The organism is Catellatospora sp. TT07R-123 (assembly GCF_018327705.1).
Taxonomy (GTDB): domain Bacteria; phylum Actinomycetota; class Actinomycetes; order Mycobacteriales; family Micromonosporaceae; genus Catellatospora.
In genome coordinates this window covers 1,342,578-1,367,136 of the sequence record NZ_BNEM01000001.1, presented here as the reverse complement: position 1 = coordinate 1,367,136, position 24,559 = coordinate 1,342,578, and the positions used below count along the sequence as shown (strand labels likewise).

The following is a 24,559-nucleotide window of genomic DNA, read 5'->3' as shown; positions in this document are numbered from 1 at the left end:
ACGTGGATCGATAAGCTGGGCGGCGGTGCGTCGCGGTGGTGGGCCGGGCGCTGTCCGACCTGTGGGGGTACACGATGCCGCACGTGACCTTGCCGACCGACCAGCCCGGCATCCGGGGTCTGTTCCGGTTCCGCCCCGAGACCGCCGGGCCGCTCAACGCGCTCGTCGAGGTGCTGCTGTGCGGGCCGAGCACGCTGACCAGGGGCGAGCGCGAGCTGATCGCGGCGTACGTGTCGGGGCTCAACGAGTGCACCTACTGCTACTCCGCGCACGCCGCCTACGCCGCGGCGCAGCTGCCGGACGGCATGGCGCTGGTCGAGCAGGTGCGCGACGACGCCGGGGCCGCCCCGGTCTCGGCGAAGATGCACGCGCTGCTGGCGATCGCGGGCGCGGTCCAGCGCACCGGCCGCGCCGTGACCGCCGAACTCGTCGCCGCGGCGAAGGCCGAGGGCGCCTCCGACGTCGAGATCCACGACACGGTGCTGATCGCGGCGGCGTTCTGCATGTTCAACCGGTACGTCGACGGCCTGGCCACGACGCTGCCGGAGGACCCGGACTTCTACAACGAGCGCGCCAGGCTGATCGTCGCCAACGGCTACCTGGGCGTCCTGTCCCGCGAGGCCGTCCCGGCGGCGTCCTGACCGCCGGTCAGGCCGCCGGTTCCGGGGCGATCAGGCGCAGGCGGGCCAGGTCGCTCACGGCGAAGCCGAGCAGCACCGTGCCCGCGACCACGCCGGTGACCGTGCTCGGTGCGACGTCGGTGGTCGCCGCGACGGTGAGCGAGACCAGCGCGCCCGCCGTCAGCACGGCCGCGAGCACCCGGTAGCCGCCGTAGCCGAAGATCGGGACCAGCGGCAGGAAGTGGACGCCGACCACCGCGCACACCCACACCGGGATGTAGTCGGCCTGCCCGAGCGCGGCCAGCAGTCCCGCGCCCGCGCCCGCGGCGGCGAACTCGATCCCGACGACGACGCCGAACCGCCGCCACGTGGCCCGTTCGCGGGGCGCGGTGTCCCGCGAACGCAGCCCGAGCACCAGGCCGGCCGCGGCGACCAGCCAGCACAGCCCGCTCGCGGCGCCGAGCCATGCCGGCGCCCACGCGGGCGGGTCCGCCTGCGCCCACCCGAACCAGGACGCGGCGAAGAAGCCCAGTACGGCGGCGGAGAGCCCCGCGTCACGTCGTGACATTCCCCAAGTCGCGCTCACGTTCGAAGAGACTACGCATCCGGCGGCGATCCGGGTTGCCCGGAGGCTCGCGGCGAGGACCGGTGGTCGCGGGCCTGCTCGCCGGACATGGGGCGGGCGAACAGGTAGCCCTGGCCGTAGGGGCAGCCCGCGCGCAGCAGGTGGTCCAGTTCGGACTGCTGCTCGATGCCCTCGGCGATGGCGTCCAGGTTCATCCGGCGGGCCAGCGTGAGGATGCCCGCCACCAGGTCCGCCTGGTACTGGGAGGTGGTGATGCTGCTGGTGAAGACCCGGTCGAGCTTCACCACGTCCAGGGGCGTGTGGCGCAGGTAGTTCAGGGCCGAGTAGCCGGTGCCGAAGTCGTCTATGGCCACGCGTATGCCCGCCTGCCGCAGGCTGGCCAGGTCGTGCCAGACCTGCTCGTCGTCGCGCAGCAGCAGGGTCTCGGTGATCTCCAGCAGCAGCCGCCCGGCGGGCAGGCCGGTGGCCCGCAGGGTGTGCAGCACGTGCGCGGCGAATCCGCTGGTGCGGAACTGCCGGGCGGAGACGTTGACGCTGACGTACGGCGCGGTGCCGTCGACGGCGGGCCAGGTCGCCGCCATCGCGGCCGCCTCGCCGAGCGCCCAGTTGCCGATGGCCACTATCGCGCCGGTGTCCTCGGCGATCTCGATGAACTGCCCCGGCATGAGCCGGCCGCGCGCCGGGTGGTTCCAGCGCAGCAGCGCCTCGAAGCCCACGGTGGCGCGGTCGGCCAGCCGCACGATCGGCTGGTACTCCAGCAGGAACTGGCCGCCGGGCAGGGCCTGCTCCAGCTCGGCGCGCAGCTGCATCCGCTCGGCGGTCTGGGTGTCCAGGCTCGGGTCGTGGCGGCGCCAGCGGCCCTTGCCCTCGGCCTTGGCGGCGTAGAGCGCGACGTCGGCCTGGCGCAGCAGGTCGGCGCCGTCGTGGCCGTCGCTGGTGAACGACACCCCGACGCTGGCCCGGCCCGACACCAGGCGCCCGTCGAGGTCGAACGGCCGGGCCAGCGCGGCCACCACTCGGTCGGCCACGCCGTAGACGGTCTGGCGCGACGGGGCGTCCTCGACCAGCACCGCGAACTCGTCGCCGCCCAGTCGCGCGGCCGTGTCGTACGGCCGCAGCGCGTGCACGATCCGCTCGGCCACCAGCCGCAGCAACCGGTCCCCGGCCTCGTGCCCGAGGGTGTCGTTGACCAGTTTGAAGTCGTCGAGGTCGAGGTAGAGCACGCCCGCGAGCGCGCCGACCCGGTGCGCCCGCGCGGTGGCGTCGGCCAGCCGGCGCCGGAACGCCGTCCGGTTCATCAACCTGGTCAGCGAGTCGTGGTAGGCGTGGTAGGCCATCTCCCGCTGGAGCCGCCGCTGCACCGTCACGTCGCGCAGGGTCACCACGATCCCGGCGATGGCAGGCTCGGCGCGCAGGTCCCGGCAGATCGCCTCGGCCTCGGCGTGCTGGCCGTCGCAGCGCAGCACGGCCCAGTCGGCGACGCTGCCCGCCGGGCCGACCGGCGCGGTCTTGAGCTGGTCGCGTACGGCCGAGCGCCCGTCGGGCCCGGTCTGCTCGACCAGGTCGGCGCCGAGCAGCTCGCACGGGCCGAACAGGCTCGCCGCGGACGGGCTGGCGTAGCGGATGCGCAGGTCGTCGGCGTCGACGATGAGGATGACGTCGGTCGCGTTCTGGACCAGGGCGCGGAAGTACTGCTCGCTGTCGCGCTGGGTGATCTGGCGGGCCAGCGCGATCCGGTCGAGGGCCAGCACGGCCTGAGCCGAGAGCGTCTCGACCGGTCCCTGGAGCAGTTGCAGCAGTTCGAGGTCGCCGCCGACCAGCACCGCGCCGTGCTCGGCGGTGGCCTCGGCGTCGCGGCCCAGGTCGATCGGGCACACCAGCGCGTGCGGGAACGGGGTGATCGCGGCGGCGGCGACGGGCGGCAGGGCCGCGGTCTCGGTGAGGGCGCAGGCGGCGACGCCGTCCTGGCGGGGCCAGGCGTGCGCCCCCATGATCATGCGGAAGGTGTGCGGTTCGCCCCCGGCCAGGCGGCCGACCGCGTCGGCGAGGCTGGTGCGCACGCTGTGCACGTCGTGGGCGGCGACCAGGCTCGCCGAGGTGGCGCGCACGATGTCGGCACGGGCGGTGTCGCCGCGCCGATCGCCGATCATGGTGTAGAAACGGGCGCCGACCAGGACGGTGGTGACGCTGGCGCAGACCGCGATCGCCGGGGTGTGCAGGACGCCGCCGCGGGCGGCCTCGTACACCAGCAGGGCCGAGGGGAGCAGGGCGGCGGCCAGCAGCGACACCTGGCGGGCGGTGCTGAGCCGGCGCGGGGCAGTCGGCGGCCGGGTCAGCTCGACCATCGAGGGGTGCAGCGCGGCGGCGGCCCAGCCGCCGTAGAACAGCAGCCAGCCGAGGTCCACGGGGCCGCCCGCCGGGCCGTGGCCGCGCAGGTGGGACAGGGCGTACAGGAGGTCGGTGACCAGCAGCCCGGCGGCGCCGACGACGATCAGGAGCACGGCCGGGGTGAACCGGCGCACCACGATGAGACGGCCGATGGTGGCCAGCACGAGCACGTCGCCGACGGGGTAGGCGACCGAGAGCAGTCGCTGGACGGCGGTGAGGCCGGGGTCGGCCAGGTGCGGCGTGATCAGGAAGATCCAGGTCAGCAGTCCCAGGCCGCTGACCAGGATCATGGTGTCCAGCGGGATCGCGGGCCGTCGCCGCCGGCCGCGCGGCCCGGCCAGCCCCAGCAGCCCGGCGGCCAGCACCGGGTACATGGCCAGGTAGAACAGGTCGGCCGCCGAGGGGAACAGCTCGGCGACGTGCCGGGTATCGGTCAGCGCGGCGTAGACGGTGTCGCCGAGGAACAGCAGGGACACCGCGGCGCACAGCAGCCACCAGGGTCGCGCCGGGACGGGCCGGTGGTGCGCGACGCCGTACGCCATGGCGGCGGCGGAGCAGGCGCCGACCGCTGACCACACCACGTCGTCGGCGGGAGCGGGCAGGACGAAGAACCCCACCAGCCCCACGATCCACAATCCTGCATAGATCACGATCGCCCTCGGGAGCATGTCCCCCTCCCTCGCGCGGGTCTGACTGCTGCCGGGCTGTCCTCCGCGTCCCGCGCGACCGGTTACCACGCCCCTGACCTGCGGCGCCGGTGGATGCCCACGGTCAACCTGTACCCCAAAATGCTGTGAGTAATCTGAGAGTCACGAAATGTGCGCGTCGTGCGCGGTCCCTCGGGGCGGCGCGGCCGCCGAAGGTGATCTACCCTGTGGCCGATCTAGGAGGGTGTTGTGCCGTACGCGAGTTGGCCCCTGCGGGCCGCCGCCTTCGTCATCGACGTCATGCTCGTCACGGCGGTGGTGGCGGCGGTCGGGCTGACCGGCGCCGCCGCGCAGGACAGCGTCGCGGCCGATCTGGCCACGCTGCTCGTACTCGTGGTCCTGGGCGCCAACCGGTGGTACCTCGGCGGCCGCACCGGGCAGTCGCTCGGGCGCAGGCTGGCCGGGATCAGCCTGGTGTACGACCGCACGCACGACCCCATCGGGGTGCTGCCCGCGGTGGTGCGCGACGCGGCGCACGTGGCCGACAGCCTCGCGCTGCACATCGGCTGGCTGTTCCCGCTGTGGGACGCCAAGCGGCAGACGCTGGCCGACAAGCTCATCGGCACCGTCGTGATCAAGGCGGCGAAACCGGCGGTCGCCCGCGCCTGACCGAGTCGTGATCCGCGATCGTGGACGCGGGGTGCCGCTCCGGCAGCACCCCGCGTCCACGGCATCGGATCACACCCGCTGGAGCTCGTGCATGAAGCAGCCGAAGCCGACCGCCCGGACGTGGACCACGGCCACCGCCGGATCGGCGAACAGCTCACCGGCCACCGCGTCCGCCGTGCCGGCGTCGAGCACCTGCACCAGCTCGCCGCGCAGGATCCGGCCCTGCCCGTCATAGGCCCGCAGCACCCTCGGCCCGGCGTGCATATGCGCCGGGAACCGCGCGTCCGCCGGGCCCGCGCACTGCTCCGCGTGGATGAACACCGGACCCACCTCGTCGTACGGCCCGGGATCGGCGCCGGTGCCGGCCGCCCAGCGGCGCAGCGGCGCGTACGACACCAGCGCCAGCGCCTCACCCGGCTCGCTGCGGCGCAGGCAGCACCGTAACGGCGCCCCGCCCTCGGCGTCGATCGACAGCCGGGGCGGCCGCCTCGCGTCGTCGAACCGCCGCAACTGCGCCACCACCGCCGGGCTGATCGCCCGCACCACATAATCCGTCGTCATGCCTCCAGCCTCACCGACCCCCGCCCCGATCTCCGGCGGAGATCGGACACGGCATCCTGCCCCTGCCCCCGCCCCGCACTCCCATGCCGGGGCCCGCACGGCGCGGGGTTCGTGCAGTTTCGGGGAAAGTGCGGGAATCTTGGGCGCCTTTCGTGCAGTTTCCCCGAAACTGCACGCTGACCTGCGGCGGGGCCGCGGCGAGGCGACGATGGGTGGGGCGACGGCGCCCATGAGGTGGACCCGATGGTCGCCCCGTCGGCGCGGGCGTCCACTATCAAGCTCGTCCGCTGAGCAGGCGCGGCCCCAGCCGAGGAGGACGTGATGAAGATCGTCGAGCAGGCCCCGTCGGTCAAGGGCCGGGCCGAGTGGTTCACCGGCGACGTCTGGTTCGACGTGATCGCCCGGGGTGAGCCGCCGTCGCGGCTGCGGGTCAACAGCGTCCACTTCGCCCCGTGCGCGCGTACGGGCTGGCACCGGCACGCCGTCGGCCAGACCCTGTACGTCACCGAGGGCACCGGCCTGGTCCAGGCCCGGGGCGGGCAGGTGATGGCCATCCGGTGCGGCGACACGATCCACACCCCGCCGGGGGAGTGGCACTGGCACGGTGCCGCACCCGACCACTTCATGACCCACCTGGCCATGTGGGAGGGCCCCGACGACGGTGCCGGCCCCGAGACCGAGTGGGGCGAGCTGGTCACCGACGAGGAGTACGGCTCCGGGGCGGCGCAGGCGGGCGTGGCCGGATGACGGCGGCACCGGCGCAGCCGGCGATGACGCGCGGCCTGACGTTCCTGTTCGCGCTGGCTGCCGGGGCGGCGGTCGGCAACCTGTACTGGGCCCAGCCGCTGCTGGGGTTCATCGCCGCCGACCTGCACGCCTCCGCCGCTCGGGCGGGCTGGCTGATCACGGCCACCCAGGTCGGCTACGCGACCGGGGTGCTGCTGCTCGTGCCGCTCGGCGACGTGCTGGACCGGCGCCGGTTCATCCCGGCGATGATGCTGTGCGCGGCCGCGGCGCTGACGGCGTGCGCGCTGGCACCGACGATGGGCGTGCTGCTCGCGGCCCTCGCGGTGGTCGGCATGACCACGGTGTCGGGGCAGATCCTCACCCCGCTGGCCGGGGATCTGGCCGACGACGCCAGCCGCGGCCGGGTCGTGGGTGTCGTGGTGTCGGGCATCCTCACCGGCATCCTGGCCTCGCGCACCGTCAGCGGCCTGGTCGCGGGCGCGGCGGGCTGGCGCACCGTGTACGCGCTGGCGGCGGCGGCCGCGGTGCTGCTGGCGGTGCTGCTACACCGGGCGGTCCCGTCGCTGGCGCCGAAGGCGAGCATGTCCTATCCGGCGCTCATCGCCTCGGTGGGCCGGGCGGTGGCCCGCGAGCGGACCGTGCGCTGGACGCTGGTGCTGGCCGCGACCGGGTTCGGGGCGTTCACCATGTTCTGGACCTCGCTGACGTTCCTGCTCAGCGGGCCGCCGTTCGGATACCCGGTCTCGGTGATCGGTCTGTTCGGCCTGTTCGGCCTGGCCGGGGCGGTGGCCGCCCAGCGGGCCGGGCGGTGGCACGACCGGGGCTGGTCGATCCCGGCGACGGGTGCGGCGTGGGCGCTGGCGCTGCTGTCGTTCGTCGCGGCGGCGTTCGCCGGCCGGTCGGTGCTGCTGATCATCGTGGTGATCGTGGTGCTGGACGTGGCGGTGCAGGCGCAGGGCATCCTCAACCAGACCCGGGTGTTCGCGGTGTCGCGGCAGGAGCGCAGCCGGCTCAACACCGCGTACGTCACCTGCACGTTCATCGGCGGCGCGCTCGGTTCGGCCGCGGCGACCGTGCTGTGGTCGGCGGGCGGGTGGACGGCGACGTCGCTCGCGGGCGTGGTGCTGTGCTGCTTCGCGCTCGGGGTCTGGGCCTGGGGCAGCCGGGGGCCGCTGGTGGTGCCGCGACCGGCACCGGATGCCGCCGCGCCGTCGGCCTGACGGGTGTGAGCCGGGCCCCGGGCGCGGCTATCGCGTTGCGGGCGGGTCCGGGCGGCGGGTACCGTCGACGGCGATGTGATCCGTTGACACCTTCCCGCACCCGCGCCCGAGGCTCCGCCCGGCGGGTGGTCGAACCGAACCTTCCTCGGTGGTGTCAACCATGTCTGCTCCCTTGCTCGCCCATGACCTCGTCCGCACCCTCGGCACGCGCCGCGTGCTCGACGGGGTCAGCCTGACCGCCGCCCCCGGCCGCCGCATCGGCCTGATCGGGGAGAACGGCACCGGCAAGTCCACCCTGCTGCGCCTGCTGGCCGGGGTGGACGAGCCCGACGGCGGCTCCGTCGTACGCCCGGCCGACCTCGGTTTCCTGCACCAGGAGATGCCGTTCGAGCCCGGTGCGACCATCGCCGACGTGCTCGACGACGCGCTGCGGGAGTCCCGCGACGACCTCGCCGCGCTCGACCGGCTCAGCCGCGACCTGGCCGACATCCCGCCGGACGCGCCGAGCTACCCCGACCTGCTGGCCGAGTACGGCGAGCGGCTGGACCGGGCCGAGCAGCACGACGCCTGGGACGCCGACCGGCGGGCCGGGCTGGTGCTGGCCGGGCTGGGGCTGGGCGCGCTCGGCCACGACCGGGCGCTGGGGACGCTGTCGGGTGGCCAGCGCGGGCGCCTGGCCCTGGCCGCGCTGCTGGTGCGCCGCCCGGCCGCGCTGCTGCTGGACGAGCCGACCAACCACCTCGACGACGACGCGGCGTCCTTCCTGGAGGAGCAGCTGCGCGGCCTGCCCGGCGCGGTGGTGCTGGCCAGCCACGACCGGGCGTTCCTCGACGCCGTCTGCACCGACCTGGTCGACCTCGATCCGTCCGCCGACGGGCCGGTCCGCTTCGGCGGCGGTTACACCGCATACCTGGCCGAGAAGCGGGCCGAGCGGGAGCGCTGGCAGCGGCGGTTCGAGGCCGAGCAGGACGAGCTGGCGCAGCTGCGCCGGGCCGTCGACGTCACCGCGCACCAGGTCGCGCCGGGCCGGGCCAGACGCGACAGCGAGAAGATGGGGTACGGGCACACCGCGGGCCGGGTGCAGAACCAGATCTCGCGCCGGGTCCGCGACGCCGCCCGCCGCCTGGACGAGCTGGAACGCGACCAGGTCCGCAAACCGCCGCAGCCGCTGCGGCTGCGCTCGGGCGCGCTGGCGGCCGAGGCCGCCGACGGGCTGCTGCTGTCGCTGCGGGACGTGGCCGTGCCCGGCCGGCTGGACCTGGCCCGCCTCGATCTGGTCGCGGGCGACCGGCTGCTGGTCACCGGCGGCAACGGGACGGGCAAGTCGACGCTGCTGTCGGTGCTGGCCGGGCGGCTGGCGGCGGCCGGGGCGGTGACGCGGCGGCGCGGCCTGACGGTCGGGCTGCTCACGCAGGACACCGCGGTCGGCGACCCGGACCGCACCGTGCAGCAGGAGTACGAGCTGGCGCTCGGCGCGCAGCGGGCGGAGGCCGTGCCGCTGCGGGGGCTCGGTCTGCTGGCCGCGCGCGACCTCGGTGCCCGGGTCGGCGACCTGTCGGTGGGGCAGCGGCGCAGGCTGGCGCTGGCGCTGCTGGTGGCCGACCCGCCGGAGCTGCTGCTGCTGGACGAGCCGACCAACCACCTCTCGCCGCGGCTGGCCGACGAGCTGGAGGAGGCGTTCGGCACCGGGCCGGGCGCGGTCGTCGTCGCCAGTCACGATCGCTGGCTGCGCCGCCGGTGGCAGGGCCGCGAGCTGCGGTTGGGTGACGAGCACGGATCCGTGCCGGATGAGCTGCCGTAGGCGCGGAAGTCCGGATGCGAGGGCGCCGATGTCGGGCGCGGGGCCCCGGTTTCGCGGGTTGACAGCTGGTCTTGAGGTTCGCGGCTCATGCTGTGGGCATGGCTGACTCCGCTGCCGACCCCGAGGCCACGACGGCCTCGGTGCCACCGGTACCACCCGCACCACCTGCACCACCGGGTCCGCCCGTCCCGCCGCCCGTGCCGGTCCGCCGGCACTGGGCGATTCCGGCGGTCCTCGCCGGGCTGGCGGGGCTGATCCTGGGCTGTCTGCTGGGCGCCTGCTTCGTGGGCGCGGTCGCGCACATGCACGGCGGCGACCGCGGCGACTGGGGCAGGCACCACCGCGGCTACGACCGCGAGGACCGCGGTCCGTGGTCCGACCGCGAGGACCGCGGTCCATGGTCCGACCGCGATCACCGCTTCCCCGGCCAGCCGGGCTATCCGGGCCAGCCCGGTTTCCCCGGCTATCCCGGCAACCCCGGTTACCCCGGCTATCCGGGTAATCCCGGGAACCCGCAGATGCCGCCGCAGGTGCCGGTGCCGCAGGCGCCGACCGTGCCGCAGCAGCCGTCACCGACGCCGTCGCGGTGACCGGGTGGTCGTGCCGTACCCGTGCGGTGCGGCACGACCACGCACACCACCTGCATGTTCATTCGGCCGCGTCAACGGTCAGCGCGACGCTATACGCCGATAATGGCCTATATGTACGGCAGTGTGGTATGGGACGACCGCGAGCGGGAGCTCGCCGCGGCACTGCACGCAGAGATCGACGTGATCCGTCACGGCACCGATCTCACCCACCGGCTGTGCCGGGTCCGGTTCGCGGTCGAGCGCATCGACCGGGTCCTGCTCGCGCTCGCGGGTCACGGCGGACCGCTGGCTGAGGCGTGCCGCCGCACGATCGACGAAGGCGAGCTGCGGGAACTGGGCGAACTGACCGACGACTTCTGGTCGGACCAGGTGCTCTACCAGGCGCATCCGGATCTCGACGCGGAGCTGGCCGACGCCGAGCGCCGGTTGGACGCGTTCCTGCACCTGCTGGCGCGTACCGCCGCGCTGACCCCGGCGCCGCCCAACTGAAACAGTGAAACGGGCGTAGCATCGTAATCGGTGTGAATCGCCCGGAGCAGCGGCGGGGGAGAGACGATCGGGCCGAACATCTTCGACGACGTCGCGCTGGCCATCGCCGACTGCGACTCGGCGGTGCGTGCCTGCAACACGGCCGTATCGATCCTCAACGCGCACACCCGCAGCCCCGTCGACGCGCTGCTGGTGTCGGGCACCCACCTGTCGCTGGTCGCGTGCAGCGGCGCGTGGCAGGCGCCGCAGACCGTGCCGGTGCACTACGGCATCGTCGGCCGCGTGCTGGCCACCGGCCGGGCCGTCTCCATCGGCGACGCCTCCATCGAGTACGCGGGCCTGCACCAGCGCCTGCCGGTCGGGTCCGTGGTCTGCGCGCCGATCCGCCGCCAGGCCCAGTCCCCGATCGGCGTGCTCAACCTGGAGTTCGACCGGCTCATGCCGGGGCTGGACGAGTGGCGCAACGGACTGGTCGACCTCGGCCTGCGGCTCGGTGAGCGCATCGCCGAACTGGGCGGACCGCCCGTGGAGTCGCGGGCGGAGCGCACGCTGCGATACACCCTCGCCTTCGCCGACGCCCGCGACCGGCGCGAGCTGGCCGAGCTGGCCTGCGAGGCGGCCGTGGACGTCTCCGGCCTGGGCAGTGCGGCGCTGCTGGTCCGGCGGGCCGCCGACACGACGGAGTGGCTGGTGCCCGACCTCGCCCTCGCCGCCGGGTACACCGCCCCGGACACCCCCGACCTGGCCGCGCACGTGGCGGGCCTCGAACCGCACCGGCTGTCGGAGATGATCGACGCGGTGTGCCGCCACGGTGCCGGGCACACCCTGGGCGATCCGGACCTGCTGGACGCCAGGGGCTTCGAGCCGCTGATCGGGGCGGGCGTGCGCACGCTGGTGGCCGTGCCCGTACGCGGCACGGCCGAGAGCCCGCTCGCCGACGCGGCCATGCTGATCATGGATCGGCTCGCCGTCCGGGTCGGCTCCGGCACCGTCAGCGTGCTGCAACTGCTCATGGCCAACGCCGCCGTCTGCTACGAGCGGCTGTCCACGCTGGACCATCTGAAGTCGATGGCCGACTCCGATCCGCTGACCGGCCTGCCGCACCTCGGCCCGTTCACCGAGCGCCTGGCCGCCGCCCGTGCCGGGCGCACCGCGCTGCTGGTCGTCGACATCGACGACTTCAAGAAGGTCAACGACACGATGGGCCACGCGGCCGGGGACCGGTTGCTGATCCGGCTCGCCAAGGCCCTGCGCGGGACGCTGCGCGCCGGTGACGAGCTGTTCCGGGTGGGCGGCGACGAGTTCGTGGCGGTGCTCGACGTCCCGGACGAGACCGAGGCGACACGGGTCGCGCGGCGGCTGGCCGCGGCCGCGCGGGAGGTGGGGAACGCGATTAGCGTCGGGGTCGCCGTACGCCGCCGCGGCGAGCCCGCCGAGGTGACGCTGCGCCGCGCCGACGACGCGATGTACCTGGCCAAGCAGGAGGACCAGATCGAGGTGCGCGTGTCGGCCTGAGCACCCGTACGGGCTGCTGCTCGGCGACGACAGGATCACCGATCCGGTGATCCTGTCGCAGCTCGACCGGTCGACCTGACGGTCAGGTCAGGCAGGCGGCCACCTCGGAGTGGTCGTACACCAGCACCGCGAACGTGCCCGTGAACACCCAGCGCTTGACGTGCCAGTAGTGGTAGTCGTACTCCAGGTACCAGGACAGGAACGGGACGAGGCCCGTGTGCGACCCGACGTACTGGGACAGCGTGGTGGAGGTGGTGCCGCAGTGGTCGGCGTCGCCGCTGGTCGGGGTGAGGTCGGCCGACCAGGCGATGGTGTCGCCGCTGCACCGCACGACGTAGCTGCGCTGGTACAGCTCGCCGCCCGAGGGCAGCACCACGTGCCAGTAGCGGTAGCTGCCGACGGTGCCCACGAGCCAGAAGGTGGTGGGGGTGCCGCCGATGACCTTGCTGTAGCTGCCCGCGGCCGAGCAGGCGATGGAGTCGGGGGCGGCGTGCGCGGCGGCGGGCGCCACGAGGATCGATGCGAGCACCGCGACGGTGCTGGCGAGGGCGATTCGGAGCCTCATACCGGTGGATGTTAGGACCGCGTCCGGCGTCCGCCCGCCGCCGAGACGCCATGCCGACACCTCAGCGGGCCAGCCCGGAGAACAGGTTGATCGCGCCCGCGACGATCACCACGCCGAACAGGTACGCCAGCAGCGAGTGCACGATGATGGTGCGCCGGATGCGCGGATCGCGGATGGTGGTGTCCGAGACCTGGTAGGTCATGCCGATGGTGAACGCGACGTAGGCGAAGTCCAGATAGGTGGGGTGTGCGCCGGTGGCCGGGCCGAAGTCGATGCCGTCGCTGCGCGGCGAATACTGCAGGTCGGCGTAGCGCAGCAGGAAGACGGTGTTGACGACGATCCACGACAGCAGGATCGTGAGCACCGCCACCGCGATCAGCGCGCCCTTGCGCAGCCCGTGCTCGTGCGCGGCCGACGGCAGGGTCGCCACGACGCCCAGGATGCTGCCGACACTGGCGGCGAGCAGCACCAGCGTGGCCGCGGTGCGGGTGTCGTCCTCGGTGGAGGCCATCTCCTCGGTGGCTTCGGCGTCGCTGGTCAGCACCATCGGCCAGACGGCGATGAGGAAGGTGAGGGCGGTGGCGTCCCAGCCGGCGACCAGGGCCAGCTGCCAGGACGCGAAGGTCGTGACCGCCAGCGCCGTGATGATCCCCAGGCAGCCGGCCACGACGGCGCGGCGCAGCGCCGGTGCGTGGCGGCCCATCAGCCTTTGCGAGGCCTTCATATGCCGCTGACTCTAGGCGCTGCGGCCGCCGTGGGTGACGGTTCGGCCAGGTCAGGCGACCGGCAAGGTGACATGCAGCCTCGAACCTGGTCACCGCGGTGCCTCACGCGTTCGGCTGGCTCGGCCCCTGCGGCGGGACCTCGCGGCCCCGGCTGCGCGACTTGTACGCCGCGTTCGACGACGAGTACTTCGCCGCCCGCGCGAGGTCACCCTGCTCGGTCTGCTCCGCCAGGTACGCCAGCGACGACGACTCCTCGACCAGGTCGGCGCGCAGCGCGTCGGGCGCGGCCGCCATCGCCGCGTCCACCGCGCGCTGCGCCTGGCGGATCTCGTCCAGCGCCGCCCCGGACGCCCCGGTGCTCAGGTGCCGCGACGCGCGCCGCTTGGCCTGCTGCACCTGGAGGTACACCAGCTCGGTGCGGACCGTCGCGTCGGGCACCCGGCCCGCCGCCTGGTCGCCCGGCACCACGTTGACGTGCAGCGGGACCCGTACCGTGTGCTGGGTCAGCGACGGCAGCTCGACCCAGGTGAACTCGCACACCGCCACCTCGGCCAGCCCGAGGGCCGCGATCGCCGGGATGTCGAACACCAGCAGCAGCTTGCGCGTCTCCTCGGCGTAGAAGCTGCCGAGCTCGGCCAGCACCGCGTCACCGGCCGCCGTCACCGGCAGGTCGTTGACGATCTGGACCGACCGCACCTGCGGCGACACGGTGATCCGCAGCGAGGCCGCCTGGGCCGTCTGCGACAGCAGGCCGTCGACCTCCCCGGCGATCAGCGCCCCGGCGGTGTCGGCCTCCTCGGCGAACAGCTCGTTGCCGGACCCGCCCCGCGCGATCGCCGACAGCAGCCGCTCGTCGTAGCCGAGCCCGAACCCCAGCGTGGTGGAGGTGATCTTCCCGGCGTACGCCTTGGCGGCGACCCCGGCCAGGGTGTCCGGATCGGTCACCCCGGCGTTGGCGTGCCCGTCGGACACCAGCAGCAGGCTGCCCCCGCCGGGCCCGGCCACCCGCTGCGCCTCCTGGAGCCCGCGCAGGTATCCGGCCGACAGGTCGGTGCTGCCGCGCGGGGTGAGCTGCTCGATCGCGCGCTTGGCGGCGGCCTTGTCGGCCAGTGGCCCGGCGGGCACCGTCACCTCGACCCGGTCGTCGAACGCGACCAGGCCGAAGTTGTCCTGCGGCGACAACCGGTCGATCAGGCCCAGCAGCGCGGCCTTGGCACCGTCGAGCCGGCCGCCCCGCATGGAGCCGCTGCGGTCCAGCACCACCTGCAGCGTCGACGGCTGCCTCGGCGTGCCGTCGTCGGCGGCGGGCGGGGCGGTCAGTTCGATGAGCACCGACAGCTGGTCGTCGGTCTCGACGGCCACCACGTCGACGTCGAGGTGCGCGGAGATGTGCACAGGCTTCTCCTTCGGACGCTACAGATTCGGCAGCGACAGTAGGAACCCGTGTCCAGCGCTCGTCGCGCCCCGTGGCGAAGCCCATGTCACCAGAAGGTCGCGGCACCCTCCGGCATCATCCGCCGCAGCAGCGGCAGGGCGGCGGCCAGCACCGTCGCCCGGTCGTAGGTGAGCACGTAGTCGTACTGGCCCGGGTCGCGCTCGGTGGCGAACAGGCCGCCCGCGAAGTGGGCGCCCACCACCACGACCGTCCATTCGCGGGTCAGCGGATCGTCGTCGGCCAGCCGTACACCCGAGATGCTGTCGCCCGGTGCGTCGGCGATGCCCCGCGCGAAGACCGCGGTCAGGGCCGACCGCTCCGCCAGCGGCCGGTACCGCTCACCGGTCGCCTCGTCGAACCGGTCGGCCTGCTGGAACGCGGCCAGCAGCACCGGCGGCTCCGGCAGGCGCGGGCACTGGTTCTCCAGGTGCCGGCTGAGGTGGCCCAGGGTGTCCCGGTCGGCGCGGTGCACCGGACGGCGTCCGGCGGCGATCTCGTACGGCGTGCCGCCGTCCTCGGCCACCGGCACCCGCGGCAGGTCGGCGCCCTGGGCGGGCAGCTCGGCGGGCAGCGGCTCGGGGCGGCCGAAGAACCAGCCCTGGCCCAGGGTCGCGCCCATCGACCGGGCGGCCGCGAGATGCTGCTCGGACTCGATGCCCTCGGCCACCACCGTGGCGCCGGTGCGCTCGGCCTCGGCCAGCACCGCGTTGACCACCGCCGACACCGACGGGGTGGTGCGGTCCTGCACGATCTCGCGGTCGAACTTGATCACGTCGGGGCTCAGCAGCGGCAGCATCGACAGCACGCTCTCGTCGCCCACGTCCTCCAGCACGACGCGCAGCCCCGAGGCTCTCACCCCCGAGACCGCCGCGAGCAGCCCGGCCGGGTCCTCGGCCAGCGTCCGGGCGGAGATCTCGACGACGACCTGCAACTGCTGCGCCGCACCCTGGAACGTCTCGATGAGCTGGGCCGGGGCCGGGGTGAGCAGCGCGGCCGGCTCGGTGTTGACGAACAGCGGCACATACCGGGGCAGGCAGGAGGCGATCGCGGCGCGGCATACGGCGGCACGGCAGACCCAGTCGAGCTCGGCCAGCCGCCCGGCCTTGGCGCCCTGCCGGAACAGGCGCTCCGGGGTGGCGAAGGCGGTGCCCGACGGGCCGCGGATCAGCGCCTCGTAGCCGACGGTGTCGCCCGTGCTCAGGTCGACGACCGGCTGGAACACCGGATAGAGCGCGGCGCGCCGCATCAGCGCGTCGAACTCGGCCTCGGACGACCGACCGTCGGCCATGGACGACTCCTCTGGGGCGTGCCCGCCCTGCTTGTTGATCTTTGCGGCCTTCCGCTCGTCCCAGGGTAGTGCCCGACACGGCACGATTCGCACCTTTCGCGCTGATATGTGCGATCGGCGGCGTGGGGGATGATCGCCGTCTGTGGTCCGAGCGCGCGCCAGGACGGCAGAAAACGACCGCAGACCGCGATCATCCCCCTGCGCCGACGACACATACCGACCGGTCAGTATTGACAACCGGGCGGCGGGCGGGTGGGATCGGGGCGTCACCACCCCGCCCCTGGGAGATGCCGCAGATGAGCCACTACCGCAGCAACGTGCGCGACCTCCGCTTCAACCTGTTCGAGGTGCTCGGCACCGGCGCCGCCCTCGGGCGCGGGCGCTTCGCCGACCTCGACGGGGACACGGCCGCGACCATGCTCGACGAGGTGGACCGGCTCGCCACCGGCGTCATCGCCGACTCGTACGCCGACGGCGACCGCAACCCGCCGCGCTACGACCCCGCCACGTTCTCCGTGGCCATGCCCGAGTCGCTGCGCCGGGCGTACCGCGCGTACATGGACGCCGAGTTCTGGCGCCTGGACCTGCCGGTCGAGGCCGGGGGCACCGCCGCGCCGCGCGCCCTGTGGTGGGCGCTGATCGAGCTCGTCCAGGGCGCCAACGCGCCGGTCTACATGTACGGCGGCGGCCCCGGCTTCGGCGGCCTGCTGCACACCATGGGCACCCCCGACCAGCGCCGCATCGCCGAACACATGATCGAGCAGGGCTGGGGCGCGACCATGGTGCTGACCGAGCCCGACGCGGGCTCCGACGTCGGCGCCGGGCGCACCCGCGCGGTCGCGCAGCCCGACGGCTCCTGGCACCTCGAGGGCGTCAAGCGGTTCATCACCTCGGCCGAGCACGACATGGCCGACAACATCATGCACTTCGTGCTGGCCAGGCCGGTCGACACCCCTGGCGCGGGCGGTCCGGGCACCAAGGGGCTGTCCATGTTCCTGGTGCCGAAGTTCCACGTCGACCCGCAGACCGGGCAGCTCGGCGAGCGCAACGGCGTGTTCGTCACCAACGTCGAGCACAAGATGGGCATCAAGGTCTCCACCACCTGCGAGCTGACGTTCGGCGCCCACGGCGTGCCGGCCAAGGGCTGGCTGGTCGGGGAGGTGCACGACGGCATCGCGCAGATGTTCAAGGTGATCGAGTCGGCTCGGATGCAGGTCGGCGTGAAGGCGATCGCCGCGCTGTCGACCGGCTACCTCAACGCGCTGGACTACGCCCGCCAGCGGGTGCAGGGGGCGGACCTGACCCGCATGACCGACAAGACCGCGCCCCGGGTGACCATCGACAACCACCCGGACGTGCGCCGGATGCTGATGCTCCAGAAGGCGTACGCCGAGGGCCTGCGCGCGGTCTACCTCTACACCGCCGACTGGCTCGACCGCGGCCACGAGCTCGGGGCCAGCGTCAACGACCTGCTGCTGCCGATCGTCAAGGGCGTCGGCTCGGAGCGGTCCTACGAGCTGCTGGCGCTGTCCCTCCAGACGCTGGGCGGATCGGGGTTCCTCCAGGACTACCCGATGGAGCAGTACCTGCGCGACACCAAGATCGATACCCTGTACGAGGGCACGACCGGCATCCAGGGGCAGGACTTCTTCTTCCGCAAGATCGTCCGTGACCGCCGCGTGGCGTTCGACCTGGTCACCGGCGAGATCGAGGATTTCGTCAGCGGCCTGGAGCAGCGCGGGGAGCTCAAGACCGAGACCGCCGCGCTGCGCGAGGCGCTGACCGAGGTCCGCACCATGGCCGCCACCATGCTCGGCTGGGTGCGCGACAGCGCCGAGAGCCCCGCCGAGATCTACCGCGTCGGCCAGAACACGACCCGCCTGCTGATGAGCTTCGGCGACCTGCTCATCGGCTACCTGCTCACCCGGCAGGCGGCGGTGGCGGCTGCGGCGCTGGCGCAGGCCGGGCCGGACACCGCCTTCTACACCGGCAAGCTCGCCGTGGCCCGGTTCTTCGCCGTCACCGTGCTGCCGGGGCTCGCGGCCCGGCGGGCGGTGCTGGAGCGCACCGACAACGCGCTGATGGACGTCCCCGCGGACGCTTTCTGATGGACGACGCGCGCTCGCGCCTGGTCGCCGCCGCCATCGGCGTCTTCGCCGAGGCGGGCTACGACGGCGCGTCCGTGCAGCAGGTGGTGACCCGGGCCGGGCTCACCAAGGGCAGCTTCTACTACTACTTCCCGTCCAAGGAGGAGCTGCTCTTCGAGATCTACGGCTCGGTGCTGGCCGCGCAGCTGTCCGCCCTGGAGGCGATCCTCGCCCGGGGGCTGGCCCCCGAAGCCACGCTGCGCGCCGTCGTCGCCGACGTCGTGGCGAGCACGGCCGACAACATCACCGCCGCCGCCGTGTTCAGCCGCGAGTCCAACCGCCTGGACCAGGCGCACTGGCAGACCCTGCGCGAGCACTGGCGCCGCTACCTGGACCTGGTCCGCGGCGTCATCCGCGCCGGTCAGGCCAGCGGCGACTTCTCGGCCGCCGCGTCCCCGGAGACCGTCTCGTGGATGATCTTCGGGGTCACCACCAGCATGCCGACCTGGTATCGCGCCGACGGCCCGAAGACCCCCGCCGAGATCGCCGACGAGATGTGCGCGGTGGTGTTCACCGGCCTCACGCGCGGGTCAGCAGCTCCGGGCTGAGCTCGGCCGTCGACGCGCAGCCGGACAGCGCCATCGTCAGGTCCAGCTCGGCGCGCAGGTTCTGGACGACCTCGCGTACGCCCTGCTCTCCGGCCAGTGCCAGGCCGTAGAAGTACGGCCGCCCGACGCAGACCGCCCGCGCGCCCAGCGCCAGCGCCTTCACCACGTCCGCGCCGCCGCGCACGCCGCTGTCGAACAGCACCGGCACCCGCCCGCCGACCGCGTCGACGACGCCGGGAAGCGCGTCCAGCGAGCCGGTCGCGCCGTCGACCTGCCGTCCGCCGTGGTTGGACACGATCACGCCGTCCATCCCGGCGTCCAGGGCGCGGCGGGCGTCGTCGGGGTGCTGGAGGCCCTTGAGCAGGATCGGCAGCTTCGTCAGCGTCCGCAGCCGGGCCAGGTCGCCCCAGGTCAGGTCCTGGCGCGAGAAGACGTCCAGGAACGTCTCCACGGCGGCGCGCGGCAGCGGCGAGGCCACGTTGCGCAGCGTCTTGCCCGGGTGCCGCCGCGCGATCGAGATCAGCGACCCGATCGCGGCCGGGGTCACCTGCGGCTTCGGTCCGGTCTTCGGCTGCCGCGCCCGCTCGGCGGCCAGCCGCAGGAACACCGGATCGCTGGTGTACTGCGCGATGCCCTGCCCCCGGCTGAACGGCAGCGAGCCCAGGTCCAGGTCGCGGGCGCGCCAGCCCAGCAGCGTCGTGTCCAGGGTGACCACCAGCGCCTCGCACCCTGCCGCCTCGGCGCGGGCCAGGAAGCTGGCGACAAGCTCCTCCGACCGGCTCCAGTAGAGCTGGAACCAGCGCGGCGCGTCGCCCATCGCCGCCGCGACCTCCTCCATCGGCCGCGACGCCTGGGTGGACAGGATGTAGGGCACCCCGACGGCTGCCGCCGCCCGGCCCACGGCCACATCGGCCTCGGCATGCGCCAGCTCCAGCACCCCGATCGGGGCCAGCAGCAGCGGTGAGCTCAGCCGCCGCCCGAACAGCTCCACCGACGTGTCGCGCGCCGAGGTGTCGCGCAGCATCCGGGGCACGATCCGCCACCGGTCGAACGCGGCCCGGTTGGCCGCGTCGGTGGCCTCCATCCCGGCGCTGCCCGCGACATACGCGTACGCCTTGCGCGAGAGCACCCGCTCGGCCCGCGCCCGCAGCTCCGGGTACGCCGTCGGCACGGCGGGGCGGCGCCCGCCGACCCCGTCGCGGTAGATCGCGCCCTGCCGCACCCGCCCCCACCCGCCGCTCGCGGCGACTGCCGTGTTCACCGGATTACTGGTGGGTGCTGCGTCAGCCATCGCGGGATCCTCAGGGTCGTGGGGTGGCGGCCATGTTAACCGCGCGTCAGGCCGGTGCAGTAGGCGGCCGTGGCGTCGTCGGGGGACTCGCCCGGCCACGGCTCGGCCGCGCGCACCTGGCGGATCAGCCCGCCCGGGCCGTGCGCGGCGAGCAGTGCCAGCAGTTGCGTCCAGTCGGCCAGGGCGTACCGGTCGACCAGGCGGCTGGCACCGTTGCTGAGCAGCGCGGCGGCGGCCAGCTCGGTGACCGGGAGGCTGCCGGCGACCGCCTGCGCGACGGCGGACGGGTCGTCCTTGGCGACGAAGAAGCCGCCCGGCTGGTTGCGGCTCGCCCGCATCACGCCGACGGCCCGCGCGCGGGCCTGCGTGTATTCGGGTGTGTCCGGTGCCAGCGCGTCCAGCATCCGCCGCAGCGGCGTCGCGATCTCGACCTCCCGCCGGTCGGTGACGGCCAGCGGTGCCACCCCGATCCGGTCCAGCACCAGGATGCTGTCGCCGAGGACCAGCCAGTCGGCGCGGCCGTCGCGCACCCGCAGCATGGCCACGGTCGCCGACGGGCTGCTCGGTTCGGCGAGGTCGCAGGTGCCGCGGTGGCTGTCGGCCACCTCCGCGATCGCCTCGGCCAGCAGCATCGCCAGCTCGCGGCCGTCGCCGAGGGACAACCGGTGAATCAGCGCGCCGCCGAGCCGGTGGGTGTACCAGGCGACGCCGTGGCGGCAGATCGCCTCGGCTCCCACGATCCCGGCCCCGTCGAGCAGCACCGCGGCGCCGGGCACGGCGGCGGCGAAGTCCTCGTTGACCCGGTCAGGTGGCGCGGCACTGGTCGCCATGCTGATCTGCACGGTGCACCTCCTGCGGTAGGCGTCACCGACCATCATCGGTCCGCCGGGATCGGGCGGCTAGCGCCGCGCGGTGCGCAGGCACCAGTCGACGGCCTCGGCGCGGGTGCCGAACACCGGCCGTACCGGCGACGACGGGCCCACGGACGCGACCGTCAGGCCGTGCGCGCCCAGGTAAGCCAGGTCCTCGCGCAGCATCCCGGCCGACACCTGGTCCACGGCGGTGACCTCGGCCAGGTCCAGGACCAGCCCGCCGCCGGTGTCCCGCAGCGGCGCGACCGTCTCGGCCAGCGCCGACAGCAGCCGCTCGGTCTCGGTGAACTCCAGCGTCCCGCGCGCGGCCACGGTCGCGACCCGGCCGTCGCACCGGGCCAGCGACACCGTGGCCGCGCCGGGTTCGCGGTGGTGCATCAGGTGCAGGGCGTAGCGTTCGGACAGCTCGCGCAGCGCCAGCACGCCGCGCACCGGGTTGCCGACGGCGTCCAGCGGCGGGCTGAACACGCCGATGCCGAACCGGGACGGGCTGCACGCGATCAGCGCCCCGGACACGCCGCTCTTGGCGGGCAGGCCGACGCGCAGCAGCCAGTCCCCGGCGGCGTCGTACATGCCGCAGGAGGCCATCACGGCCAGGGTTCGTTCGGCGGCCAGCGCGGGCACGACGGGTTCGCGCGTCACCGGGTTGATCCCGCCCCCGGCCAGCGTCGCGGCCATCACGGCGAGGTCGGCGGCGTCGACCCGCACCGCGCACTGCCGGAAGTACGTCCCGGTGGCCTCGGCGACCGGGACGGTGAGCACCCCCGCGCCGTGCATCAGGTACGCCAGGGCGCGGTTGCGGTCGCCGGTGGCCAGTTCGGAGTCGTAGACGGCCTCGTCGACGTCCAGGCGGCGCCCCGCGAACGCGGACAGGCCGGCCAGGATGCGCTCGAACCGCTGCTCGGGGCCGTCGCCCGGCACCAGGGCGGTGGTCGCGATCGCACCCGCGTTGACCATCGGGTTGGCGGGGCGGCCGGTGACCGGCTCCAGGCTGATCGCGTTGAACGCCTCGCCGCTGGGCTCGGCGCCGACCCGCTCGGTGACCGCGTCCAGGCCCAGTTCGGCCAGGACGAGGGCGTACACGAACGGTTTGGACACCGACTGGAGGGTGAACCGGGTCGCGGTGTCGCCCGCGGCGTACCGGTGGCCGTCGACGCCGGTCAGGGCCAGCCCGAACGCGGCCGGGTCGGCGTGGGCCAGCTGCGGGATGTAGTCGGCGACCGCGCCCTCGCGTACGGCCGACAGCCGCTGGTGCAGTTCCGCCAGCGCCAGGGTGACCGCCCGGGCCGGTGCCAACGCCGCCTCCACTGCCGTGACCTGTGGTTGTGTCCAGCCTAAGGGTGCCCGGCGGGGTGTCGCCCTAGACTGCGAGGAATGGAGCTGACAGGGGAGTACGCACCCGGGACCTGGCCGATGTCCGTCAAGCAGGTCGCCGAGTACGAGGCCAGTGACGGCGCCCGGGGCAACACGATCATGGGGATGCCGGTCGTCATCGTGACGATGCGCGGCGCGAAGTCCGGCAAGATCCGCAAGACGCCGCTGATGCGGGTCGAGCACGACGGCAGCTACGCGCTGATCGGCTCGGTCGGCGGCGCGCCCAAGCACCCGGACTGGTACCACAACATCGTCGCCCACCCCGATGTCGCGCTACAGGACGGCCCGGTGCGCAGGAACTACACGGCGCGGCTGGTCGGCGGCGCCGAGCGCGCGCAGTGGTGGGACCGGTCGGTGGCGGCGTTCCCGAACTACGCCGAGTACGCAAAGAAGGCCGGGCGCGAGATCCCGGTGTTCGTCCTCGATCCGGCCTGAGGGCAGCAGGCGCCGGCCTCCGCCCCTATCCTGGCCGCCATGGACCTGCAATTCAGCGGCGAGATCTGGTTCTGGCGGGGTCCGGCGCCGTGGCATTTCGTCACCGTGCCCGACGAGCAGTGCGCCGCGATCGAGGCGGCCGCGGCGCTGGTCACCTACGGCTGGGGCATGATCCCCGTGTCGGCCCGGATCGGGGCGACCGGCTGGACGACGTCGCTGTGGCCCAAGGACGGGCGCTACATCGTGCCCGTGAAGACCTCGGTGCGCCGCGCGGAGGGACTCGACCTCGGTGACACGGTCACCGTGCTGCTCACCGTCGACACCTGACCGTCCGGCGCACAGTCGCGGTTGGACGCGGCGCGTGCATTGACGTCGCGGCCCGCCGGACACACCATGGACGATGGTCTCGATCCAGTCGGGGCCGGTGCGACGGGAGCAGCAGTGGAACAGCAGGGCGGCATGCAACGTGGCATGCGGCGGCCGGGGCAGGACGCGCCCGGACCGCGGGAGGCGCAGCGGCTTGCCGTGGCGGCGGAGTCGGCGGCGGGGGAGACCCGCGTGGCCGCGACCCCGGCCACGGTGAAAGCCCTGGTCGACCTCGGGTACGAGGTGGAGGTCGAGACCGGTGCCGGTGCCCGGTCGAGCTTCTCCGACCAGGCCTACGAGGCGGCCGGTGCCGCCATCCGCGGCCGCGACGAGTGCTGGCACGCCGACGTCATTCTCAAGATCAATCCGCCCGCGCCGGACGAGATCGAGCGGCTGCGCCCCGGCGCCACGCTGATCAGCCTGATCAGCCCGGCCATCCGCCCCGAGCTGGTCGAGGCGCTCGCGCGGCGCCCGATCACCGTGCTGGCGATGGACGCGGTCCCGCGCATCTCCCGCGCCCAGTCCATGGACGTGCTCAGCTCCATGGCCAACATCGCCGGATACCGGGCCGTGGTCGAGGCCGCGCACGCGTTCGGGCGGTTCTTCGCCGGCCAGGTGACCGCCGCGGGCAAGGTGCCGCCCGCGAAGGTGCTCGTCGCCGGGGCCGGGGTCGCCGGCCTGGCCGCGATCGGTGCCGCCAAGAGCCTCGGCGCGGTCGTGCGCGCCACCGACCCGCGCCCCGAGGTCGCCGAGCAGGTCCGCTCGATGGGCGGGGAGTTCCTGTCCGTCGCCGCCGTGCAGGAGTCCGGCAGCGACGGCTACGCCCGGCAGACCTCCGCCGAGTACGACCAGCGGGCCGCCGACCTCTACGCCGAGCAGGCCGCCGACGTCGACATCGTCATCACCACCGCGCTGATCCCCGGCCGACCGGCCCCGAGGCTGCTGACCGCCGAGCACGTGGCGAGCATGCGTCCGGGCAGCGTCATCGTGGACATGGCCGCCGCGCAGGGCGGCAACGTCGCGGGCACGGTCGCGGGCGAGGCGGTCGTCACGGCGAACGGCGTCACCATCATCGGCTACACCGACCTGGCCGGCCGCCTGGCCACCCAGGCCTCGCAGCTGTACGGCACCAACCTGGTCAACCTGATGAAGCTGCTCACCCCGAACAAGGACGGGCGGCTCGCGGTCGACTTCGACGACGTCGTCGTGCGCGGCATGACCGTGGTGCGCGACGGCGAGAAGACCTGGCCGCCACCGCCGGTGCAGGTGTCGGCCGCGCCGCCCGCGCCCGCCGCCGCGCCGCCCGCCGTGCAGCCGAAGCCGGCCCGGTCGCCGGGGCGGACGTACACGCTGGTCGGGCTGGCCGCGGTGCTGCTGTTCGCGGTCACCGCGTTCGCGCCGCCGCAGTTCATCGGCAACTTCACCGTCTTCGCCCTCGCCGTCGTCATCGGCTACTACGTCGTCGGCAAGGTGCACCACGCGCTGCACACCCCGCTGATGTCGGTCACCAACGCCATCAGCGGCATCATCGTGGTCGGCGCCCTGCTCCAGATCGGGCACGGCAACCGCGCCGTGACCGTGCTGGCCTGCGCGGCCATCCTGCTGGCCACCATCAACATCGTCGGCGGGTTCGCCGTCACCCGGCGCATGCTCGGCATGTTCTCGAAAGGCTGATCACAC

Annotated in this window: 23 protein-coding genes; 13 read left to right on the top strand and 10 right to left on the bottom strand. The window is 73.7% G+C overall.

What is annotated here, in order from left to right:
- The first annotated feature begins 74 nt into the window (after positions 1-74).
- Entirely contained in the window at positions 75-641 is a 567-nt protein-coding gene (locus Cs7R123_RS05690; RefSeq protein ID WP_212828913.1) for a carboxymuconolactone decarboxylase family protein, read from the top strand.
- Between the two features lie 7 nt (positions 642-648).
- Here Cs7R123_RS05690 and Cs7R123_RS05685 read toward each other — a convergent pair whose 3' ends face one another.
- Together Cs7R123_RS05685 and Cs7R123_RS05680 are read right to left on the bottom strand one after the other, a co-directional pair.
- Positions 649-1,188, bottom strand: a complete 540-nt coding sequence (locus Cs7R123_RS05685) for a hypothetical protein (protein ID WP_212823996.1) — start codon at positions 1,186-1,188, stop codon at positions 649-651.
- A gap of 29 nt (positions 1,189-1,217) precedes the next feature.
- A complete protein-coding gene (locus tag Cs7R123_RS05680) occupies positions 1,218-4,262 on the bottom strand; it encodes a bifunctional diguanylate cyclase/phosphodiesterase (protein ID WP_212823994.1) in 3,045 nt (1,014 codons plus the stop codon).
- A gap of 228 nt (positions 4,263-4,490) precedes the next feature.
- On the opposite strand from Cs7R123_RS05680, the gene Cs7R123_RS05675 reads away from it, so the two are divergent.
- On the top strand, positions 4,491-4,910 hold the full coding sequence (locus tag Cs7R123_RS05675; RefSeq protein WP_212823992.1) for an RDD family protein: 420 nt from the start codon (positions 4,491-4,493) through the stop codon (positions 4,908-4,910).
- A gap of 69 nt (positions 4,911-4,979) precedes the next feature.
- Here the strand turns inward: Cs7R123_RS05675 and Cs7R123_RS05670 are convergent, their stop codons facing one another.
- A complete protein-coding gene (locus Cs7R123_RS05670; protein WP_212823990.1) occupies positions 4,980-5,471 on the bottom strand; it encodes a DUF1203 domain-containing protein in 492 nt (163 codons plus the stop codon).
- Positions 5,472-5,792: 321 nt separating this feature from the next.
- On the opposite strand from Cs7R123_RS05670, the gene Cs7R123_RS05665 reads away from it, so the two are divergent.
- The 6 genes from Cs7R123_RS05665 to Cs7R123_RS05640 all read left to right on the top strand — a co-directional run bounded on the left by Cs7R123_RS05665 (position 5,793) and on the right by Cs7R123_RS05640 (position 11,833).
- Positions 5,793-6,218 carry a cupin domain-containing protein gene (locus Cs7R123_RS05665; protein ID WP_212823989.1) on the top strand — a complete coding sequence of 142 codons (426 nt, stop codon included), beginning with the start codon at positions 5,793-5,795 and terminating at the stop codon, positions 6,216-6,218.
- A 23-nt stretch (positions 6,219-6,241) separates the two neighbouring features.
- Complete coding sequence (locus Cs7R123_RS05660; RefSeq protein WP_244871633.1) at positions 6,242-7,438, top strand: MFS transporter; 1,197 nt, start codon at positions 6,242-6,244, stop codon at positions 7,436-7,438.
- A 160-nt stretch (positions 7,439-7,598) separates the two neighbouring features.
- Positions 7,599-9,239: an ABC-F family ATP-binding cassette domain-containing protein gene (locus Cs7R123_RS05655; protein ID WP_244871632.1), complete on the top strand. Its 1,641-nt coding sequence runs from the start codon at positions 7,599-7,601 to the stop codon at positions 9,237-9,239.
- Between the two features lie 98 nt (positions 9,240-9,337).
- Positions 9,338-9,829 carry a hypothetical protein gene (locus tag Cs7R123_RS05650; RefSeq protein ID WP_212829307.1) on the top strand — a complete coding sequence of 164 codons (492 nt, stop codon included), beginning with the start codon at positions 9,338-9,340 and terminating at the stop codon, positions 9,827-9,829.
- A gap of 111 nt (positions 9,830-9,940) precedes the next feature.
- Entirely contained in the window at positions 9,941-10,318 is a 378-nt protein-coding gene (locus tag Cs7R123_RS05645) for a hypothetical protein (RefSeq protein WP_212823987.1), read from the top strand.
- A 123-nt stretch (positions 10,319-10,441) separates the two neighbouring features.
- Positions 10,442-11,833 (top strand): diguanylate cyclase, encoded by a 1,392-nt coding sequence (locus Cs7R123_RS05640; protein ID WP_212823986.1) that lies wholly within the window; start codon positions 10,442-10,444, stop codon positions 11,831-11,833.
- An 82-nt stretch (positions 11,834-11,915) separates the two neighbouring features.
- On the opposite strand, the gene Cs7R123_RS05635 is transcribed toward Cs7R123_RS05640, so the two are convergent.
- The 4 genes from Cs7R123_RS05635 to Cs7R123_RS05620 form a co-directional block, all read right to left on the bottom strand.
- Positions 11,916-12,398, bottom strand: coding sequence for a hypothetical protein (locus Cs7R123_RS05635; protein ID WP_212823985.1), 483 nt, complete (start codon positions 12,396-12,398; stop codon positions 11,916-11,918).
- A gap of 61 nt (positions 12,399-12,459) precedes the next feature.
- Entirely contained in the window at positions 12,460-13,122 is a 663-nt protein-coding gene (locus tag Cs7R123_RS05630) for a DUF1345 domain-containing protein (RefSeq protein ID WP_212823984.1), read from the bottom strand.
- A gap of 103 nt (positions 13,123-13,225) precedes the next feature.
- Positions 13,226-14,518: a VWA domain-containing protein gene (locus Cs7R123_RS05625; protein ID WP_212823982.1), complete on the bottom strand. Its 1,293-nt coding sequence runs from the start codon at positions 14,516-14,518 to the stop codon at positions 13,226-13,228.
- An 86-nt stretch (positions 14,519-14,604) separates the two neighbouring features.
- Complete coding sequence (locus Cs7R123_RS05620) at positions 14,605-15,846, bottom strand: EAL domain-containing protein (protein ID WP_212823980.1); 1,242 nt, start codon at positions 15,844-15,846, stop codon at positions 14,605-14,607.
- A 296-nt stretch (positions 15,847-16,142) separates the two neighbouring features.
- On the opposite strand from Cs7R123_RS05620, the gene Cs7R123_RS05615 reads away from it, so the two are divergent.
- Both Cs7R123_RS05615 and Cs7R123_RS05610 read left to right on the top strand, forming a co-directional pair.
- Complete coding sequence (locus tag Cs7R123_RS05615; RefSeq protein WP_212823978.1) at positions 16,143-17,954, top strand: acyl-CoA dehydrogenase; 1,812 nt, start codon at positions 16,143-16,145, stop codon at positions 17,952-17,954.
- Positions 17,954-18,541 (top strand): TetR/AcrR family transcriptional regulator, encoded by a 588-nt coding sequence (locus tag Cs7R123_RS05610; RefSeq protein WP_212823976.1) that lies wholly within the window; start codon positions 17,954-17,956, stop codon positions 18,539-18,541. The genes Cs7R123_RS05615 and Cs7R123_RS05610 overlap by 1 nt, the downstream gene beginning before the upstream one ends.
- Here Cs7R123_RS05610 and Cs7R123_RS05605 read toward each other — a convergent pair.
- From Cs7R123_RS05605 to glsA, 3 genes are read right to left on the bottom strand one after another with little or no spacing between them, the layout of a single operon-like run.
- On the bottom strand, positions 18,513-19,832 hold the full coding sequence (locus Cs7R123_RS05605; protein WP_212823973.1) for a lactate 2-monooxygenase: 1,320 nt from the start codon (positions 19,830-19,832) through the stop codon (positions 18,513-18,515). The genes Cs7R123_RS05610 and Cs7R123_RS05605 overlap by 29 nt on opposite strands.
- Before the next feature lie 35 nt (positions 19,833-19,867).
- On the bottom strand, positions 19,868-20,674 hold the full coding sequence (locus Cs7R123_RS05600) for a hypothetical protein (protein ID WP_244871631.1): 807 nt from the start codon (positions 20,672-20,674) through the stop codon (positions 19,868-19,870).
- 57 nt (positions 20,675-20,731) lie between these two features.
- On the bottom strand, positions 20,732-22,012 hold the full coding sequence (gene glsA / locus Cs7R123_RS05595; RefSeq protein WP_212823970.1) for a glutaminase A: 1,281 nt from the start codon (positions 22,010-22,012) through the stop codon (positions 20,732-20,734).
- Between the two features lie 66 nt (positions 22,013-22,078).
- Between glsA and Cs7R123_RS05590 the strand changes: the two genes are divergently transcribed.
- From Cs7R123_RS05590 to Cs7R123_RS05580, 3 genes are all read left to right on the top strand, one after another.
- A complete protein-coding gene (locus Cs7R123_RS05590) occupies positions 22,079-22,513 on the top strand; it encodes a nitroreductase family deazaflavin-dependent oxidoreductase (protein WP_212823966.1) in 435 nt (144 codons plus the stop codon).
- A gap of 39 nt (positions 22,514-22,552) precedes the next feature.
- On the top strand, positions 22,553-22,840 hold the full coding sequence (locus Cs7R123_RS05585; protein ID WP_212823964.1) for a DUF1905 domain-containing protein: 288 nt from the start codon (positions 22,553-22,555) through the stop codon (positions 22,838-22,840).
- A gap of 66 nt (positions 22,841-22,906) precedes the next feature.
- Entirely contained in the window at positions 22,907-24,553 is a 1,647-nt protein-coding gene (locus Cs7R123_RS05580) for a Re/Si-specific NAD(P)(+) transhydrogenase subunit alpha (RefSeq protein ID WP_374706918.1), read from the top strand.
- The last annotated feature ends 6 nt before the right edge of the window (positions 24,554-24,559 follow it).